We start from the raw sequence: 14241 nt of genomic DNA on the forward strand, positions 1-14241 counted from the left end.
TTTAAAAAGAAAAGTTACAGAAGTGTGTCACTTTTCTGGGAGCGTCAATAATTTTGTGTAAATGATTCTTCCCTACTGCAGATTGTTTCTAATTCTCAATCAGTTGGCTTAGCATTTGTTCAAGTTCGCCTTCGGCCTGTTGAAAGCCTTTATGACTGCGACCTAGGAATTTTTGGTTGTAAGTATCAAAAGACGAGACTAAGAAACGTTCCATCGACTCTTCGTTTTGGAACTGTTCCTTGCGGTGGCTGTATTTCTTGATTTGCTTATTAAAGGATTCAATCAAGTTCGTAGAATAAATACTCTTGCGTATGGCCAAGGGGAAATCATAGAAAGTGAGCAAGTGATCGTTCGAAAGAATCGATTCAACCACTTTTGGATAGCTGGTTTTCCATTTTTCCGCAAAAGCACCACGTGCTTCCAACGCCACCTCTTTAGATGAGGCTTGATACACCATTTTAAAATCATCACAGACTTCCTTACGATCATCGACACGCACTTTGTGACTGATATTACGGGAAACGTGTACACAACAATGTTGAAAACGAGCTTTGGGATAGAACCGACTAATCGCTCCTACCATCCCCTTTAAGCCATCCGTGATGAACAGGAGGACATTTTTCAAACCGCGCTCTTGAAGGTCCAATAAAATTTCCTCCCAAATCGTGATGGATTCAGTCGGTGCAATCGCATAGCTCAATACTTCCTTTGATCCGTCCGGGCGAATGCCAACTGCGATATGAATAGCTTCCTTGGCGACGGTTTTCCGCTTTAACGGAATATACGTTGCGTCCATATAAATAGCAGCATAACGGTCATGAAGCTCCCGCCCTTTAAACGCCGTTACCTCTTCTGTAAATGATTTTGTTATATTGGACATGGTTTGGGGCGTGTAGTGATGCCCATACATTTTCTCAATCAAGTCTGCGATTTCCGACATGGTAATACCTTTTCGGAAGAGGTGAATGACGGTCTCCTCTAACGTGTCATTCGTCCGTCTATAAGCAGGAACAGTCTGTTGCTTGAACTCACCATTGCGGTCGCGCGGAATCTGGAGATGAAGTTCCCCATACTCGGTCTTGACCGTACGGTCATAGGAGCCGTTACGAGAATTACCCGTGTTAAAACCAATGCGATCATACTTTTCGTAATCTAGGAAAGCCGTTAACTCCGTTTTGAGAAGCGTATTGACTGCTTTCTCCAAATGGACACGGAATAATTCATTCAAATCGCCTTTGTTCGCTAGAGTCTTTAGAATTTCTGTAGTAAAATCGTTCATAGGGAAGTCCTCTCTTCTGTGAATGTGTTGTGGTAACTCTATTCTACAGAAGGGACTTCCTTTTTTCTATTTACACAAAATATTTTACACTCTCACTTTTCTTTTTAAATGTCATAAATTTTTAGTTCTATTTGACACAAACTATAAATATTTAATCGATCAGAAAATCGTTCAAAATAATCGTGGGATTTTCTTAGTTTTTATTTTAAAACGAAGTGTTCATAAAATCAGGCGTTTCTGAACAGTCTATTTTTTTATCTTATTTCTATAATTTTGATTCTATTATGTGTTCATAAACCCATATCAAAATCTGTGTTCATTTATACCGTTGGTATAAAGTTATGTTACAATAAAATTAATGAGGGAGTGATTTTTTTGAAAATAGGATACGCCCGGGTATCTACCGGATTACAAAATTTAGATTTACAAGAAGATAGTTTAAACAAATTTGGTTGTGAGAAAATTTTCACCGATCACATGAGTGGAGCTAAAAGTAATCGTCCCGGATTGGAAATGGCTATCGACTTTGTTCGTTCTGGTGATACTCTAGTGGTTTGGCGTTTAGATCGGCTGGGAAGAAATATGGAAGATCTAATTTCAATCGTCAATCGATTGAACGAACGTGGTGTCAGTTTTCATAGTCTTCAAGAAAATATTACAATGGACAAATCAAGTTCTACTGGACAACTTATGTTTCATTTGTTTGCAGCTTTTGCCGAATTTGAACGCAACCTGATTTTAGAACGATCCGCAGCAGGACGAGCAGCAGCTCGAGCAAGAGGGCGATTTGGAGGACGTCCTGAAAAATTAAAAGCACAAGACTTAGAATTATTAAAGACTCTAGTTGATAGTGGAACACCTATTAAAACGATTGCGGAACGTTGGAACATCTCAAGGACCACCATTTATCGTTATTTAGCAAAAATGGAGGATAAAAATGGAAAGATAAATTTTCATTAGTTTTTGCCATTTAATGCTGAAATTTTTTACCATTTATCTAGAAAAGTGACAGACTGCGACTGAAGCTGGTTTAAGGTGGGGATATGATTCAAGCTATGTGAGACAAATGAAGAAAAAATATCCTAACAAAATACCAGAAGGGGAAATCAGATTATTTGGAAAAACTTTAGTAATAACTAGAGAGGGGATGGAAGATTTAACAGGTAGAAAAGAACCCATACAACGCTTTTTTGTTATTGAAGAAGATAATTGGTCTGTTCAATCGGAAAAAGAAGTTGGAACTTTTGAAGAAGGAAAAGAGATACTTAAGCAATAGATACTAAATAATTTAGAACTTGTAAACTTAGATCAAGTCGTACTCAAATATATTGATCCCGCAAAGCAGAAATTCGGACTATCAATTATTCCAGGTAAGAGAATCTATGTAGAATGTAGAAAATAATCAGGTATTTAGTGTTCACACGACGATTCTAAGATCATTTAGAATTAATTAGCTGTATAGTTGGGTGAACAAGATAAATTATGATGTGTAGATTCCTTTAGTTTTTATAATTTTTGAAAGTTCGAGCTATCATAGCAATCAATACTATATATCTATATGAGCGATGATTCTATGAAATCTACGAAAGTAAGTAATCGATTGATTTTTAGGAACGTAAGAGATATTGCGGTATTTTAGAATGTTTGATATACTTTTATTGTCAACGATATTTCTGTCGTTGTTCCCACTCTTAACCGCTTAAATATTTTTTGCAGTCTTCTGTCCATAATAGGGCAGAAGTTTTTTGTTTTTTCTCATAAATATTGAAGGACTTTTTCTCAAAATAATCTTATTGGATGAATCGTACGACGTTTGAAAATATCTATAATAATTGTAAATATGCCGTTGTCGTTTGTTAAAGGATAGCAATGTTAGGATAGTTTTGAAGCAATTCAACTGATGATCGCTTTTGCGACGTTAGTTTTGCTGATAATTGACCATAAAGACCAAAAAAAGTAACCATCTTCTAACTTTGGCGAGTTAAGATGGTTACAATATACACTTAATGAAGCCACCGTCTTTTTAACGGTTCTACATGGATCTATGTTTGTGCATAGCTCTTTTTTCTTATTGCGCGCCTCATAAGTTTTCATATCTATGACTATGTTTATATTTGCGTTTATATTCACGTTCATAAACATGTCTATGTTTATATTTATATACATAGATATGTTTATGACCAAAAAAAGAATAGGCAAAAGCCTATTCTTGATAGATAGAGTGTGCTATATTTTAGTTTGGAAATTGACGTGAGTACTCTGCGTTTATAAGATCACGAATTACTTCAGAAACTGATTTTCTATTTAGAGTTTGTTTAAGGATTTGTACCTTCTCTTTTTCTGAAGGATAGAGAGTTATCTGTGTTGGTTTTGTTTTTTCGACTTGTTCAGATGGATTTAAAGCAGTGTCTAATCTAGTACTAGTAGTATTAGAATCAGTTATTTCTGGACTAGTTGGTACTTCTTTAAAATTATTTTTTGCTTGTTCAAATCTATTTGCCATTATTGATCACTTCCGTTCAATTTATTTAAAATTGTATCGTATACTTTCCATGTCTGATTAAAGAAATTTTTATGTTTGTTGTAAAGCTCTTTATTTTCTGAATATTCAACTAAAGGTATCATTTCTAAGTTTGCTGTATTAATCAGTTCTTTATCGGGAATATAGCCTAAGTAATTTGGTTCTTTAGAAATAATTTCTAAAAACTCTTTACTAGAGTTAGTATTGTGTTTTACTTTATTTCCGATGAAATAATAGTCTGCTATTAGGTAACTTTCTCCCGTTCTAACCTCTACTAATTCTTTTCTTAATGTGTCAATATCTCTGCCTAATTTTAATAAAGCTTTAAAACCATCCATAGATGGGTCGGATACGCCAAGTATGATATCTGAAACTGCCCATGCATTTTGAGTAATCAAGCTTGTATCATTATGAGTATCTATGAAGATATAATCATACTTCTTCTGTAATACTTCAATATTCTTAACAAACCAAGAGAATAAAATCAAGCGATTATTTGGTTTATCCCTTATGAAATCTTCCATATCTGCTAGTTCGTGTCCACCAGCTAGCAAGTCTAAATTTTTATGAATATGAATAGGTTCTAAATTTTTTCCTTTGTACAAATTTGAGATTTTATTTTCATCTTTCATTAATCCGTAATCATACTTTGAATATCTATCTGTTAAGTTACCTGATTTGTCCTGGTCTATCAAAAGTACTGAAGCTGTTTTTGAAACTTTTTCAGCTACATTATAAACTGTACTAGATTTTCCTGTACCGCCTTTTTCAATATTCACTGTTAATGTTTTCAAATAATTGCCCTCCTTAATTATCAATATATATCAAGTTATCATATACATATACATAAACATAAACATATTTATGTGGTGTCTTAATCAATAAAATCCGATTTTTTCTTAGAATGTATAATTTTGATGCCTATCGTAGAACGACCATCCTTAACAGTTTGGTAATCGATTTTCATAGTAGTGCGACTATTTATATCTTCTTTTGCTTTTCTTAGATATGGAAGAACTCTATACCACTCAAGATGTTCTTTTTGAAATAAGATTTTTACTTCGTCTACAGACAAAAAAATTTCGTTGTCTGGTTTACAAGATTGTAGATATTCATAAAGCTTCTTAGCATGAATACTTTTCAAGTTAACAACGTCCATGAAAAAGAGTCTAGTTGATTGTCCTTCAACTAAGTTCAACAAATATGGCGCAAGATCAGAATCAAGGCGCAGTTTGACTCGACCGTTTTTAATATAAGGTTTATCAAGCCACCGACCGATTGTTTTTACTCCGTCAGGAAGCTCAATCCAGAAACCTTTATTAGCTAAATTTAGCAAAGCTTTTTCTGTGTTTAAATGAGCTGCCCCACCATGTCCAAACTTGCAAATTTCATTTAATTCAGCAATAGTTGTTTTTATTGTGAAGAAATCATCGTCAGTTTCTTTAACGTTGGTAACCATAAAATCGACTAAAGTGAGTTCTTTTGCTGTTAATGAATGCTTTGCTTTTTGAATAAGATTGGTTGATTTTTGAAGTGTTTTATTTCTCTTATTATCTATTTCATTTAAATCAAATAGCACAACATTTTCCATTTCATTCACCTGGCTACCTTTCTTATAGATTATATCTTCATGACTTATTCTACTACACATAAACATATTCATCAACATATTCATGTGTATATTCATATACATAAATATGTTGATGAGCTCCATTGGTTTTATATTTATGTGTGTATTTCTATGGATATAAACATAAATATAAACATAAATAAGTATATATTTATGTTTGTGTTCAGAATATTTATCTGCTTTAGTATTCTTATGAAATAATCTAATCTAAGGGAATGATATAGCATAAAAAATTCCATTCTGTATATTAAGATTAAACTAATTAGCATATTTTTTTCCATTTGTTTCTCATAGATATGTGAACATAAACATAAACACGTATATACACACGTATATGTATATGTTTATATATGTGTTTAAATAAGAATACAGTAACTTAAATGTACGATAGTAAAGAAGTTAAATGCAGTTTAAAGCATGCAGATCTACTTTTGAACAATCAATTATACTATAATCAAATTAAATCGTTTACATGGAGGGGATTTAATGACAAAGACTGGATGGTTAGAACATGCTAAAAGTAATTTGTTGCCTTTGAGTGAAGATAAAAATAATTTCTTTAAAGCAAAAAAAGAATGGATTTATGTCGGATTATTTGATAATGAGGAAGCTGATTTTGATTGTCAATTATGTGGTCATAAAGAAATAAGATATGAATATACAATCATAAATAAAATGAATCAGAATAAAATGATTGTTGGGAGTTCTTGCATAACAAAGTTCATAGAACATATGGCAGAGACACATGAACACTTATATGATACTTTAGGAGATACAGTTACTGTTCAGAGAGTAGAACAAGACAAAGTTGATTATTGGGAGAAAATTTTATTCGAAGCATTGGATAGTCGATTTTTTAGAACTGAATTTCAGCAAAGTATTACTAAACAAATCATAAAAGATGGAAAGTTAACAATTAATCAAGCAAAATGTTTAAGATCATTTTATGATACTTTAAATCAAAATGAAAAAACTGCATTTAGAAAAATTGTAAGTATAAGATTACGGAAAGACAATCATAAAGACCAATACAAAGATTTAACAGCATTAGAAAAACGCTTTGTTTTGAAATTATTAAATACCCAACAAAAGAAAAGAATGCGTGAATTGTATGAGGGTTAACCTAAAAGGTAAGTACTGGATATAGTTGTCTATAACTAAAAAATTTAAATGAACTGTTTTTTGATTCTTCCCTAATATCAAAAAAAGGCTAGAGATAATATCTTTTTACTCCAGTCTTTTTTGTTTTGCTCAAATTATTATGAAATTTTATGTGATTTTCGCTATAGATGGAATAACGTATGCTATGTTTAATAGTGGATAAAGCTTGATTTAAAGCTATTTGAATATTTAGCATAAAAAATTCCATGAAAAAGGTAGTTTACTTTTTTTAGATGAATAATGTAATATGGAGTAGAAGAAAATTACATAAAAAATAGAGACGGAAATAATTGACTTTGGTCGGATCAATTATTTCTGAATCACATGGTTAGGTCATGTGTTCGCGCTCGTCTCAATAAATAAATTAAGCGGTCTGTCAAACCACTTAGTTGTTTTATAAATGTGCTTAAAGTATAGCACATTTTAGACGAGCAATTCAATAGATTCAGGTATATTTTTCTAGGTTTTTAAAGGAATTTAAACCGAATATTGAAGGAGAACACAGAACAATTTTTAAAATTGGCATGTGTTCTCTTTCAATATAATTCGGAGGAAATTTTAGTATGGAAAACCTAGATCAATGCTATGCAGCTTTGTTGAAACAAGGCATTCGTACATACAAATATCGAAACAGCACCATGAAGCCTGTCGGGTATGAAAATACCAGTAGGAATGGTGCAGTCTTTGCGTACCGCAGTAAACAATTGATGAACGCAGGGCGTGGCATGGTTATTACGTCTGAAGAAGCGATTTTAGAAAATCAGTCAAAACTGAGCCATTGGACGCCAAACGTTTATCGCTATGGGACTTATGCAGACGAAAATCGTTCAGTTGTCAAAGGACACTCAGAAAAGAATTTAAGTCAAATCAATACTTTTGTGGTAGATATCGATTCAAAAGAAAATCACCAGGGAGAGATTTTCTTAGCTTGTGTGGATGAACTAGGATATATGCCAACGATGATTTTAGAATCGGATCATGGCTATCAAGTTTACTTTGTGTTAAAAACACCTGCTTATGTGACGAAAAAGAGTAATTTCAAAGTAATTGAAGTGGCAAAACGTATTTCTACAACGATTCGGACACAATTAGCTAACCAATTGCCAGGTATCGATGTAGGTTGTAACCATTTTGGGATTGCTCGATTCCCAAACCAACAAAATATTGTTTTTTGTGAGTTAGAAAATCAATATTCTTTCTCTGATTGGTTAAATTGGTCAATGAAAAGGGCGTCTAACCAAAAAACTGAAGCAGAAAGAAGTGCGAAATTGATTGTTTTTCCTGAGAAAAAAGAGTATCGCCAAGTCGATGAGCCTTGGTTTGATTTGTTACTACGAAAAGCAAACATTATTGGGGGAGAAGGTCGATTAGGACGAAATAACGTGATTTTTACACTCTCTTTGGCTTATTATTCTTCCGGTTACGGACAAGAAACTTGTGAGTATAACATGTTTGAGTTTAACGAACGCTTAATTGAGCCGTTGTCTGAAGGCGAAGTGCGAAAGATTATTAAAAGTGCCTATTCTGGCAATTATCAAGCTGCCAATCGTGACTTTATTTTGGAATTATGCCAGGAATGGGTAGCTTCAGATATTCAAGAAAACGAGTTGTTTATCCAACGTCGTGGGTGGTGGAAGTTCAAGAAACCACGTGAACAACGAGAATATAGTCATAAACATGAATGGCAAGAAGATATCATGCGCTATTTGAGCGAAAAAAGTGATCTTCGTATGCCTTATTTGAAACTGTCAAAAAAAGAATTCGCAGAACAATTAAATATGCCGTTAAGAAGTCTGGATCGTGCATTAAGCGCCTTAAAGCAAGAACACAAAGTGTTCTATCATGTCAAAAAGGGACGTGGTGGCGGACTGTTACTTGCTTCAGTACGTGTGTTAGTCGCAAGTTTGATCCAAGCGAAGAAAGACGAAAAAGAAGCCTATATTCAAGGGATTCTTGCGCAGTTTAAGCTAACCATCGCTGAATGGACAAGAACCATTCAGCAGCTATTACCTGAGAAAGAAGCCCAAGAAATCAGACTATTCGAGGTCGATACAGGTTGAAAAAATAAAAGACGTCAATTGCCTTTTACAATATATCTTTGATACTTTTAGATTTTTTCTTAGCCTAGTTAGTCTGTTATATCTGTGAGTGTTTCTTGGTCTTTTGCTGTTTCTCTTTCTTTTGTTTGCTAGTTATATGCTATTATTACGTATGTAATGATGTGTAGCTATCTGAAGGAGGGGTTTTTATGTCTATGAAGTTGTATGTGTACTCTCATGCGGTAAATGTGTATATTTTGCGGTATTTAGCTATGCCTGTCGAACAGTTTTGTGATCTATATGGGTTCAATCAAGGAACTGTAGCTAGTTGGGTATCGAGGGAGCGTTCAGTAGAGACATTGCCTGCGTCGTTTATTTATGCTCTGAGTTTAGCTTCTAGTCGGAATATGGGGGAGATTTATGAGGAATTGTTGAAGCTACAAGAAGACTATTATCGTTATCGTGAACGTGTAGGGTTTAAGAAGGGGAAGAAAGTGAAAAAACGCTTAGATTGATTTTAAATAAATTTTAGATATTACAAATGTTACAAATAGAATTGTTTATTTTATCACAAATCGTTATTAGATATTTATTAGATAAAATCATAATGGTTGGTTTTAGTTTCAAAATCGTTAACGAAAGAGGTAAAATTATATAAAGAGAACACTTGTTCCCGTTAAAATAGTGTGTTATGCTGTTTTTGTAAAGATTTTTACTAAAAAAGCGCTTTATTATCGTTTGTCAAGTAGACTTAATAAAAAATTAACATAAATATTTTGCGAAATTTCGTCAAATATTTAAGGTTTTTTGGGTTTTCAAACGAAAATAAATATGCCATACTTAGCTTGTCAATTGATCGAGCAGCTGTTCAAATTTATTCATGAGTAAATGATTTTGTGAGTAAAGGAGGGCGAAAGCCTACTGTTATCGACTTTTTGGAAGTAAAAAAAATAAAATGATAAATTTATTTGCAGATTGTGAATGAATATGTTATCGTTTTTTTAGAATTTTTCAAATTAAAATGAATTTAAAAGTAAATATACTTTTTTTGTTGTGCAATGTAGAGCCCAACAAAAAAAGGAGCGGTTTAGAAATCTCGCTGAGAAAGAGTTGGCGCTCTTTCAAAGGTCATAGATTTCTACCCCGACCGTTAAGATAGAGATAACGGTGCTGCTCCTTTTTGCCGCAGGGTCTTCCTGCAACGTGAACAATAATACCATAAATTTGTAGTAATGAACAATCATGTCTTTTGTACTTGTATTAGTTTTATTAAAAGTTTATGGAGTAGTGTATCTAATTTTATTGGGTACAGTGCGTATATTATTATCGTGTTGTGAAGAAGGCTCTGATGGCATAAAGAGAGAGACTGTTATTATCTTTGAAGGTAGTAGCTAGTCTCTCTCTTTTTTGTTGAGTTCTGCATTGTTCGACAACAAGTTGAGCAATAACGCTTAAAAAGGAGTTTAAACATGTTTGGAAGATTTTGTACAGTAGAGGATCTGAAGCGTCAAGCAATTACAATCAAGCTCTACAACAACAGTGTTTGGGCTAATTTAGGGGACGGACGGTTTATTAATCGTCAAACAAAGCAAATCCGACCAATTTCTTTGCTTTATCGTTCTACTCGAACAGTTGTGGGCGTGAATCATCAAGTGATTGCAAAACGTAAAAAGAAACAAGAAGGACTCTTGTTTTTGGAGAAACCCTACAGGATAAAACACATGTAAAAATAGAAAGATTTTTCTTGTTTGCAAGTAAATCTTTTTACTTGTGAACACTTTGATCCTTGAAAACTGAATAAAAAGAACACAGTTTAGGGGTGTAAGAAAACCGTCTGTTTTCTAAATGAGGAGGTGCAAAAGGATTTAGAAGGAGATACGAATGTTTTCTTACCAGTCGTAGATATTCTCGCTGTCTAATCTACGGTCGTGTTTGGAAGGACAGTACCTAAAGACGTAGTGAATCTTTGGGATGATTTTGTGAGGGCAAATTGCGGAGAAATAAGTAGCACAGGTAAGGGTTACCTCGGTAACTATCTGTTAGCAGAAGGATTTCTGATACTTGGTACATTTCGAGTGATTTGTGGTTCACAGGTTGAGCATTTACCTAATATGCGAAGTTATCGTTTTACTTAACAACGAACACTATATTTTATTTAAATTACTTTACGATTTACTTGTAAACAAGAGGAATTTTTACTAGGAGGTGTCCAAATGACGGAAATCCAACGATTGATTTGCTTTTTAGAATCTGGAAAACGTAAGGAAATTTCAATGGCTGAATATGTTTTTCTGCAAAAGAAGAAACATAAGTGGTCAGAAAGGCGTTATCGCCAGTTGTTGGCTGAATTATCAAGAAGTCAGGCGATTCCTCCAAAATATATTACTCAAAATGGGCAGGTTGTCCGAATATTGAAATTACGAACTGCTTAGGTTTAGAAAAATAGAGGGGACACCTACTAATAGAGAAGGGGACACCTGAATATGGGAACAAAGAAAAAAAGGATCAAGATTGCGCTCAGTGAAGAAACGATTCTAAAACTTCAGTGGATCGTCAAAGAAGACCAGAAGAAAAACAACAAGAGAATTTATCCTTGTGACTCTTTAGAGCGAATAATCGATAACGAATATGTTATACGTCAAGCATTTCGAGACAAGTAATTAAGAGAAGGAGTGACTGCCTATGGTAAAGGTTATGGGGAAATATACTGGACGTGTGTATTATTCCTGTCCAAGCAAAAAAGAAGCCAATGAATGGATTCTTGCGAAAAAAATCTTTGAGCCATTAGTTATCCTTGTTCTTCCTCGAAAGAAGGAAGTGACGACATGAGTACAAAATATCATTATCGACCTTTAGTAGACGGTTTTAATCAAAATTTCAATTTACAAGAAGAGCAGAAAATGATTCGACGTTTCGAGAAAGATATTTTAGCTGAGATCAAAAAAAGAAAAGATCGAAAGCTTCTAGTAAGTCAATATATTGCGAATTTTTCTCCTAAAGAAAAACGTTGTTTTTTCGGTCTTTTGAAACGGTTTGAACGAGTGAAAGTCTATTACCAATTGGAAGAAGGTATGTCGCGTCAATATTTGATTAAGGCATAGGAAAGGTGACGGAATATTGAAAACGAACATTAAAATTCTAGCAGAGGTGGAAAAAGGATGATTCAAACATTCGCAAAAATGAGCAGAACTGCATGGGTTGAAAAGCTTGAAAATGACTTAAGTGTCATGCGATTAGCTCCGAAGCAATTCAAACGAGAGATTGCAGAAAAAGAAGCAATTTTGTCGGTATTGAATGCGGTAGACGACAAATGTCCAGTAAAAATTAGTTTTTCAGATATAGCAACAATTATCGAAGGTATTTATTATGGTGAAGTTGATGAAGAGATATCTTCTACAAAAGATTTATTAGATTTTTTGGATAGAAACAAGGATACCTTTATAGTACTAACTAATTATAAGGAGGATACAACAAATGAAAAATTATGATCCAACTATTCGAATGGGCACACATACGATTAAAGTTTCTTTTCAACGTTGGGATTACAAAGGGTTTGTGACATTTAGAAGAGGTGGTAATTGCAAAGGATTAAGTGTCTTATCGTTAGACGAAGAAGATTTGTATTATCAACCATTGACTGATAACCCAATCGGGTTTGGATTACTTCCTGAAGATGATGAAGGTAATGAATGGTTCAAAATGACCCTGAAAAATGGAGAAGGGGACGAATTGTTAGTTGAAGATGTATGGGAAGAGTTAGGTGATTACATTGTAGGTCTTGAAATTATTGCTTTTGTAGCAGATAAAGAACAGTAAACGGAGGAATAGCCAATGAAATTTTTCAAAGTGAAAGCACCATGTTATTATGCGTTGATCGCAGCAAAGGATGAAGAAGAGTGCATGGATCTTTACGAGAGAGTAGTAACAGATATCGAAGATCGTGAAGAATTTGTACGATGCTTGCAAGAATTAGATCGAAATGAAGCGATTGAAGAAAATGCAGAAACAATCAGTGAAGAAACGTTAGAACCGATCGGTATGGAAGAATCTACAAAAGAAATTTTTAGTATTATCAATGAACAAAAATCTTGTGTGTTAAGCATTGATTCTGCACTCGTTTAAGGAGATAAGATGATATGAAAATAAATACGAGTAGCGCAGTTTCTCTAACTATATTTCGGCTAAAAAAAGGGTATCAAAATGAATTGATTAAAGCTAAAATTCCAAGTTTTGTACAAGAAAGAATCGAATATTTTGCAGAGTATCTTTCAAAAGGAATGACATTTTCAGATTTGTATATGTTTGTTGTAGTTGAGTCAGATGAAGAAGAACTGGCAACAATGTTTGAAGAGATTTTCGCTAGTCCTTATCTTGAAATGAGTTATGAATTTAGGAAATGGTATCGAGATCCAAACAATTGGAGACAGCGACAAGTCGATTTAGCAAATGCAGTTATCCATATATATCAACAAAAAACAAGGAAAGAACGGATGATTATATAAATGGGTATTTTTTTAATTTTTTGGGACTAGTTGGTTTTGTGATATTTCTTTTGCAAGATCGACAAGAAGTATGTGAGAGAAATTCTGATAGAAAAAATCCATGAAAATGAGTGTGAAGTTCACTTAAACAGAAAAATAACTAACAAATTTCAGTTACTTTCTTATGGAAGTAATTGAGATTTGCTAGTTATTTACTAGTGGAAACTAATTTCATTTTTACTCCTTTCTTTTCATAAAAAAATCTTACGAGGGGTGTTCCCTCGTAAGTAATAAACGATTATGATCCCAAAACAATATTTTGTGAATGAAAGCGTAACATTCTATGGAAAATTTGTTATAATAAGCAATGAAACTATGCTTACTTTTCTTTGTATGCGAAATAGGTATTCTCTTTTTTTGCTAAGCCAAAAGTATCCCCTATTTTTAGAGATTTTGGAGCATATTTCAATTTTGGAATTTCAAATAAATTTTTTTCTTTGTCAGTTACTTTGATTGGTAACTGAATTTCTTCTCCGGATTCAGGAGAAAGAACAGCAAGATTTTTATCTTGAAATAATACCGTTGTAATTTGTGTTTTCCCCAACACTTGAATATCAGCACCTTGAAGGGCTTTTACTTCGCTTAGCGAAGGATAATTAGAATCACTAATCACACTGCTAGAAGTTGTTGTGGTTGTGGAACTACTTGTTTCTGTTTTTCTAAACAGAGAAAAAGCAATGATAAGTACAGATATCAGTACGACACTGAGTGATAAGATTATGAGGGATTTTTTCTTCATAATAGTTATTCTCCATAATAAAATTGTTTTTTCAATAAAGAAGCAGAAACGACTTATTGTTGTTTCTGCTTTTTAGCTTGTAACTGTTTAGCGTAAGCTTCGACATCACTTTTTAAATATAATCTTACTAATGATGTTGCAGGATCACCGTCAAATTCTAGAAAAGGTGTTAATACTTTTCTATTGATTGCTTGAGAAATTCCAGCATAACTTTGACCGGTAATTTTAGCAGCACCTCTTCTAGTTACAAGATTTTCTTGAGCCCAAGATTGAAATGAGTTTATAGTTTCTTTATCCAATATTTATACCTCTTTTCTTATGATCATAAATT

21 protein-coding genes are annotated in these 14241 nt (G+C 33.4%); 15 read left to right on the top strand and 6 right to left on the bottom strand.

Features of this window, described 5'->3' with window-relative positions; translation table 11 throughout:
* Positions 1-88 precede the first annotated feature (88 nt).
* Positions 89-1279, bottom strand: a complete 1191-nt coding sequence (locus IGK81_RS13985; RefSeq protein WP_002324630.1) for an IS256-like element ISLgar5 family transposase — start codon at positions 1277-1279, stop codon at positions 89-91.
* A gap of 366 nt (positions 1280-1645) precedes the next feature.
* Here IGK81_RS13985 and IGK81_RS13990 point away from each other — a divergent pair, with 366 nt between their 5' ends.
* The 3 genes from IGK81_RS13990 to IGK81_RS14000 all read left to right on the top strand — a co-directional run bounded on the left by IGK81_RS13990 (position 1646) and on the right by IGK81_RS14000 (position 3239).
* The gene (locus tag IGK81_RS13990) at positions 1646-2239 is read left to right on the top strand and encodes a recombinase family protein (protein ID WP_181046065.1); all 594 of its coding nucleotides are present in this window, start codon (positions 1646-1648) and stop codon (positions 2237-2239) included.
* Between the two features lie 106 nt (positions 2240-2345).
* Entirely contained in the window at positions 2346-2555 is a 210-nt protein-coding gene (locus IGK81_RS13995) for a helix-turn-helix domain-containing protein (RefSeq protein ID WP_373415136.1), read from the top strand.
* A gap of 615 nt (positions 2556-3170) precedes the next feature.
* Positions 3171-3239, top strand: a complete 69-nt coding sequence (locus IGK81_RS14000; RefSeq protein WP_222708154.1) for a hypothetical protein — start codon at positions 3171-3173, stop codon at positions 3237-3239.
* Between the two features lie 273 nt (positions 3240-3512).
* On the opposite strand, the gene IGK81_RS14005 is transcribed toward IGK81_RS14000, so the two are convergent.
* The 3 genes from IGK81_RS14005 to IGK81_RS14015 all read right to left on the bottom strand — a co-directional run bounded on the left by IGK81_RS14005 (position 3513) and on the right by IGK81_RS14015 (position 5391).
* Complete coding sequence (locus IGK81_RS14005; RefSeq protein ID WP_096710516.1) at positions 3513-3782, bottom strand: ribbon-helix-helix protein, CopG family; 270 nt, start codon at positions 3780-3782, stop codon at positions 3513-3515.
* Complete coding sequence (locus IGK81_RS14010) at positions 3782-4594, bottom strand: ParA family protein (protein ID WP_104761935.1); 813 nt, start codon at positions 4592-4594, stop codon at positions 3782-3784. The genes IGK81_RS14005 and IGK81_RS14010 overlap by 1 nt, the downstream gene beginning before the upstream one ends.
* Before the next feature lie 80 nt (positions 4595-4674).
* On the bottom strand, positions 4675-5391 hold the full coding sequence (locus IGK81_RS14015) for a replication initiation protein (protein ID WP_104761981.1): 717 nt from the start codon (positions 5389-5391) through the stop codon (positions 4675-4677).
* A gap of 525 nt (positions 5392-5916) precedes the next feature.
* On the opposite strand from IGK81_RS14015, the gene IGK81_RS14020 reads away from it, so the two are divergent.
* The 12 genes from IGK81_RS14020 to IGK81_RS14075 all read left to right on the top strand — a co-directional run bounded on the left by IGK81_RS14020 (position 5917) and on the right by IGK81_RS14075 (position 13132).
* The gene (locus IGK81_RS14020) at positions 5917-6552 is read left to right on the top strand and encodes a hypothetical protein (protein ID WP_081123753.1); all 636 of its coding nucleotides are present in this window, start codon (positions 5917-5919) and stop codon (positions 6550-6552) included.
* Between the two features lie 602 nt (positions 6553-7154).
* Positions 7155-8651, top strand: coding sequence for a primase C-terminal domain-containing protein (locus IGK81_RS14025; RefSeq protein ID WP_104761936.1), 1497 nt, complete (start codon positions 7155-7157; stop codon positions 8649-8651).
* A gap of 188 nt (positions 8652-8839) precedes the next feature.
* Positions 8840-9145, top strand: a complete 306-nt coding sequence (locus IGK81_RS14030; protein WP_104761937.1) for a type III secretion system protein PrgN — start codon at positions 8840-8842, stop codon at positions 9143-9145.
* Positions 9146-10099: 954 nt separating this feature from the next.
* Positions 10100-10357, top strand: a complete 258-nt coding sequence (locus IGK81_RS14035; protein WP_104761938.1) for a hypothetical protein — start codon at positions 10100-10102, stop codon at positions 10355-10357.
* 486 nt (positions 10358-10843) lie between these two features.
* Entirely contained in the window at positions 10844-11062 is a 219-nt protein-coding gene (locus tag IGK81_RS14040; protein ID WP_104761939.1) for a hypothetical protein, read from the top strand.
* A 51-nt stretch (positions 11063-11113) separates the two neighbouring features.
* Positions 11114-11290, top strand: a complete 177-nt coding sequence (locus tag IGK81_RS14045) for a hypothetical protein (RefSeq protein WP_104761940.1) — start codon at positions 11114-11116, stop codon at positions 11288-11290.
* A gap of 22 nt (positions 11291-11312) precedes the next feature.
* Positions 11313-11459: a hypothetical protein gene (locus IGK81_RS14050; RefSeq protein WP_164907440.1), complete on the top strand. Its 147-nt coding sequence runs from the start codon at positions 11313-11315 to the stop codon at positions 11457-11459.
* Entirely contained in the window at positions 11456-11731 is a 276-nt protein-coding gene (locus IGK81_RS14055) for a hypothetical protein (protein ID WP_104761941.1), read from the top strand. Before IGK81_RS14050 ends, IGK81_RS14055 begins: the two co-directional genes overlap by 4 nt.
* Positions 11732-11788: 57 nt before the next feature.
* Positions 11789-12118 carry a hypothetical protein gene (locus IGK81_RS14060; protein ID WP_104761942.1) on the top strand — a complete coding sequence of 110 codons (330 nt, stop codon included), beginning with the start codon at positions 11789-11791 and terminating at the stop codon, positions 12116-12118.
* Complete coding sequence (locus tag IGK81_RS14065; protein WP_104761943.1) at positions 12105-12446, top strand: DUF5406 family protein; 342 nt, start codon at positions 12105-12107, stop codon at positions 12444-12446. The genes IGK81_RS14060 and IGK81_RS14065 overlap by 14 nt, the downstream gene beginning before the upstream one ends.
* A gap of 15 nt (positions 12447-12461) precedes the next feature.
* A complete protein-coding gene (locus IGK81_RS14070; RefSeq protein WP_104761944.1) occupies positions 12462-12752 on the top strand; it encodes a hypothetical protein in 291 nt (96 codons plus the stop codon).
* Positions 12753-12766: 14 nt separating this feature from the next.
* Positions 12767-13132 carry a hypothetical protein gene (locus IGK81_RS14075; RefSeq protein WP_104761945.1) on the top strand — a complete coding sequence of 122 codons (366 nt, stop codon included), beginning with the start codon at positions 12767-12769 and terminating at the stop codon, positions 13130-13132.
* Between the two features lie 358 nt (positions 13133-13490).
* On the opposite strand, the gene IGK81_RS14080 is transcribed toward IGK81_RS14075, so the two are convergent.
* Complete coding sequence (locus IGK81_RS14080; protein ID WP_104761946.1) at positions 13491-13910, bottom strand: hypothetical protein; 420 nt, start codon at positions 13908-13910, stop codon at positions 13491-13493.
* A 53-nt stretch (positions 13911-13963) separates the two neighbouring features.
* Positions 13964-14209 carry a hypothetical protein gene (locus IGK81_RS14085; protein WP_104761947.1) on the bottom strand — a complete coding sequence of 82 codons (246 nt, stop codon included), beginning with the start codon at positions 14207-14209 and terminating at the stop codon, positions 13964-13966.
* Positions 14210-14241 lie beyond the last annotated feature (32 nt).

This window comes from Enterococcus sp. DIV0703, assembly GCF_051711065.1.
Lineage (GTDB): Bacteria > Bacillota > Bacilli > Lactobacillales > Enterococcaceae > Enterococcus_B > Enterococcus_B hirae.

Bases quoted from the DNA above. Each gene is read 5' to 3' on its own strand.
- IGK81_RS13985 (WP_002324630.1), bottom strand. From the start codon at position 1,279: ATGAACGATTTTACTACAGAAATTCTAAAGACTCTAGCGAACAAAGGC.
- IGK81_RS13995 (WP_373415136.1), top strand. From the start codon at position 2,346: ATGAAGAAAAAATATCCTAACAAAATACCAGAAGGGGAAATCAGATTA.
- IGK81_RS14005 (WP_096710516.1), bottom strand. From the start codon at position 3,782: ATGGCAAATAGATTTGAACAAGCAAAAAATAATTTTAAAGAAGTACCA.
- IGK81_RS14015 (WP_104761981.1), bottom strand. From the start codon at position 5,391: ATGGAAAATGTTGTGCTATTTGATTTAAATGAAATAGATAATAAGAGA.
- IGK81_RS14020 (WP_081123753.1), top strand. From the start codon at position 5,917: ATGACAAAGACTGGATGGTTAGAACATGCTAAAAGTAATTTGTTGCCT.
- IGK81_RS14025 (WP_104761936.1), top strand. From the start codon at position 7,155: ATGGAAAACCTAGATCAATGCTATGCAGCTTTGTTGAAACAAGGCATT.
- IGK81_RS14030 (WP_104761937.1), top strand. From the start codon at position 8,840: ATGTCTATGAAGTTGTATGTGTACTCTCATGCGGTAAATGTGTATATT.
- IGK81_RS14035 (WP_104761938.1), top strand. From the start codon at position 10,100: ATGTTTGGAAGATTTTGTACAGTAGAGGATCTGAAGCGTCAAGCAATT.
- IGK81_RS14040 (WP_104761939.1), top strand. From the start codon at position 10,844: ATGACGGAAATCCAACGATTGATTTGCTTTTTAGAATCTGGAAAACGT.
- IGK81_RS14045 (WP_104761940.1), top strand. From the start codon at position 11,114: ATGGGAACAAAGAAAAAAAGGATCAAGATTGCGCTCAGTGAAGAAACG.
- IGK81_RS14050 (WP_164907440.1), top strand. From the start codon at position 11,313: ATGGTAAAGGTTATGGGGAAATATACTGGACGTGTGTATTATTCCTGT.
- IGK81_RS14055 (WP_104761941.1), top strand. From the start codon at position 11,456: ATGAGTACAAAATATCATTATCGACCTTTAGTAGACGGTTTTAATCAA.
- IGK81_RS14060 (WP_104761942.1), top strand. From the start codon at position 11,789: ATGATTCAAACATTCGCAAAAATGAGCAGAACTGCATGGGTTGAAAAG.
- IGK81_RS14065 (WP_104761943.1), top strand. From the start codon at position 12,105: ATGAAAAATTATGATCCAACTATTCGAATGGGCACACATACGATTAAA.
- IGK81_RS14070 (WP_104761944.1), top strand. From the start codon at position 12,462: ATGAAATTTTTCAAAGTGAAAGCACCATGTTATTATGCGTTGATCGCA.
- IGK81_RS14075 (WP_104761945.1), top strand. From the start codon at position 12,767: ATGAAAATAAATACGAGTAGCGCAGTTTCTCTAACTATATTTCGGCTA.
- IGK81_RS14080 (WP_104761946.1), bottom strand. From the start codon at position 13,910: ATGAAGAAAAAATCCCTCATAATCTTATCACTCAGTGTCGTACTGATA.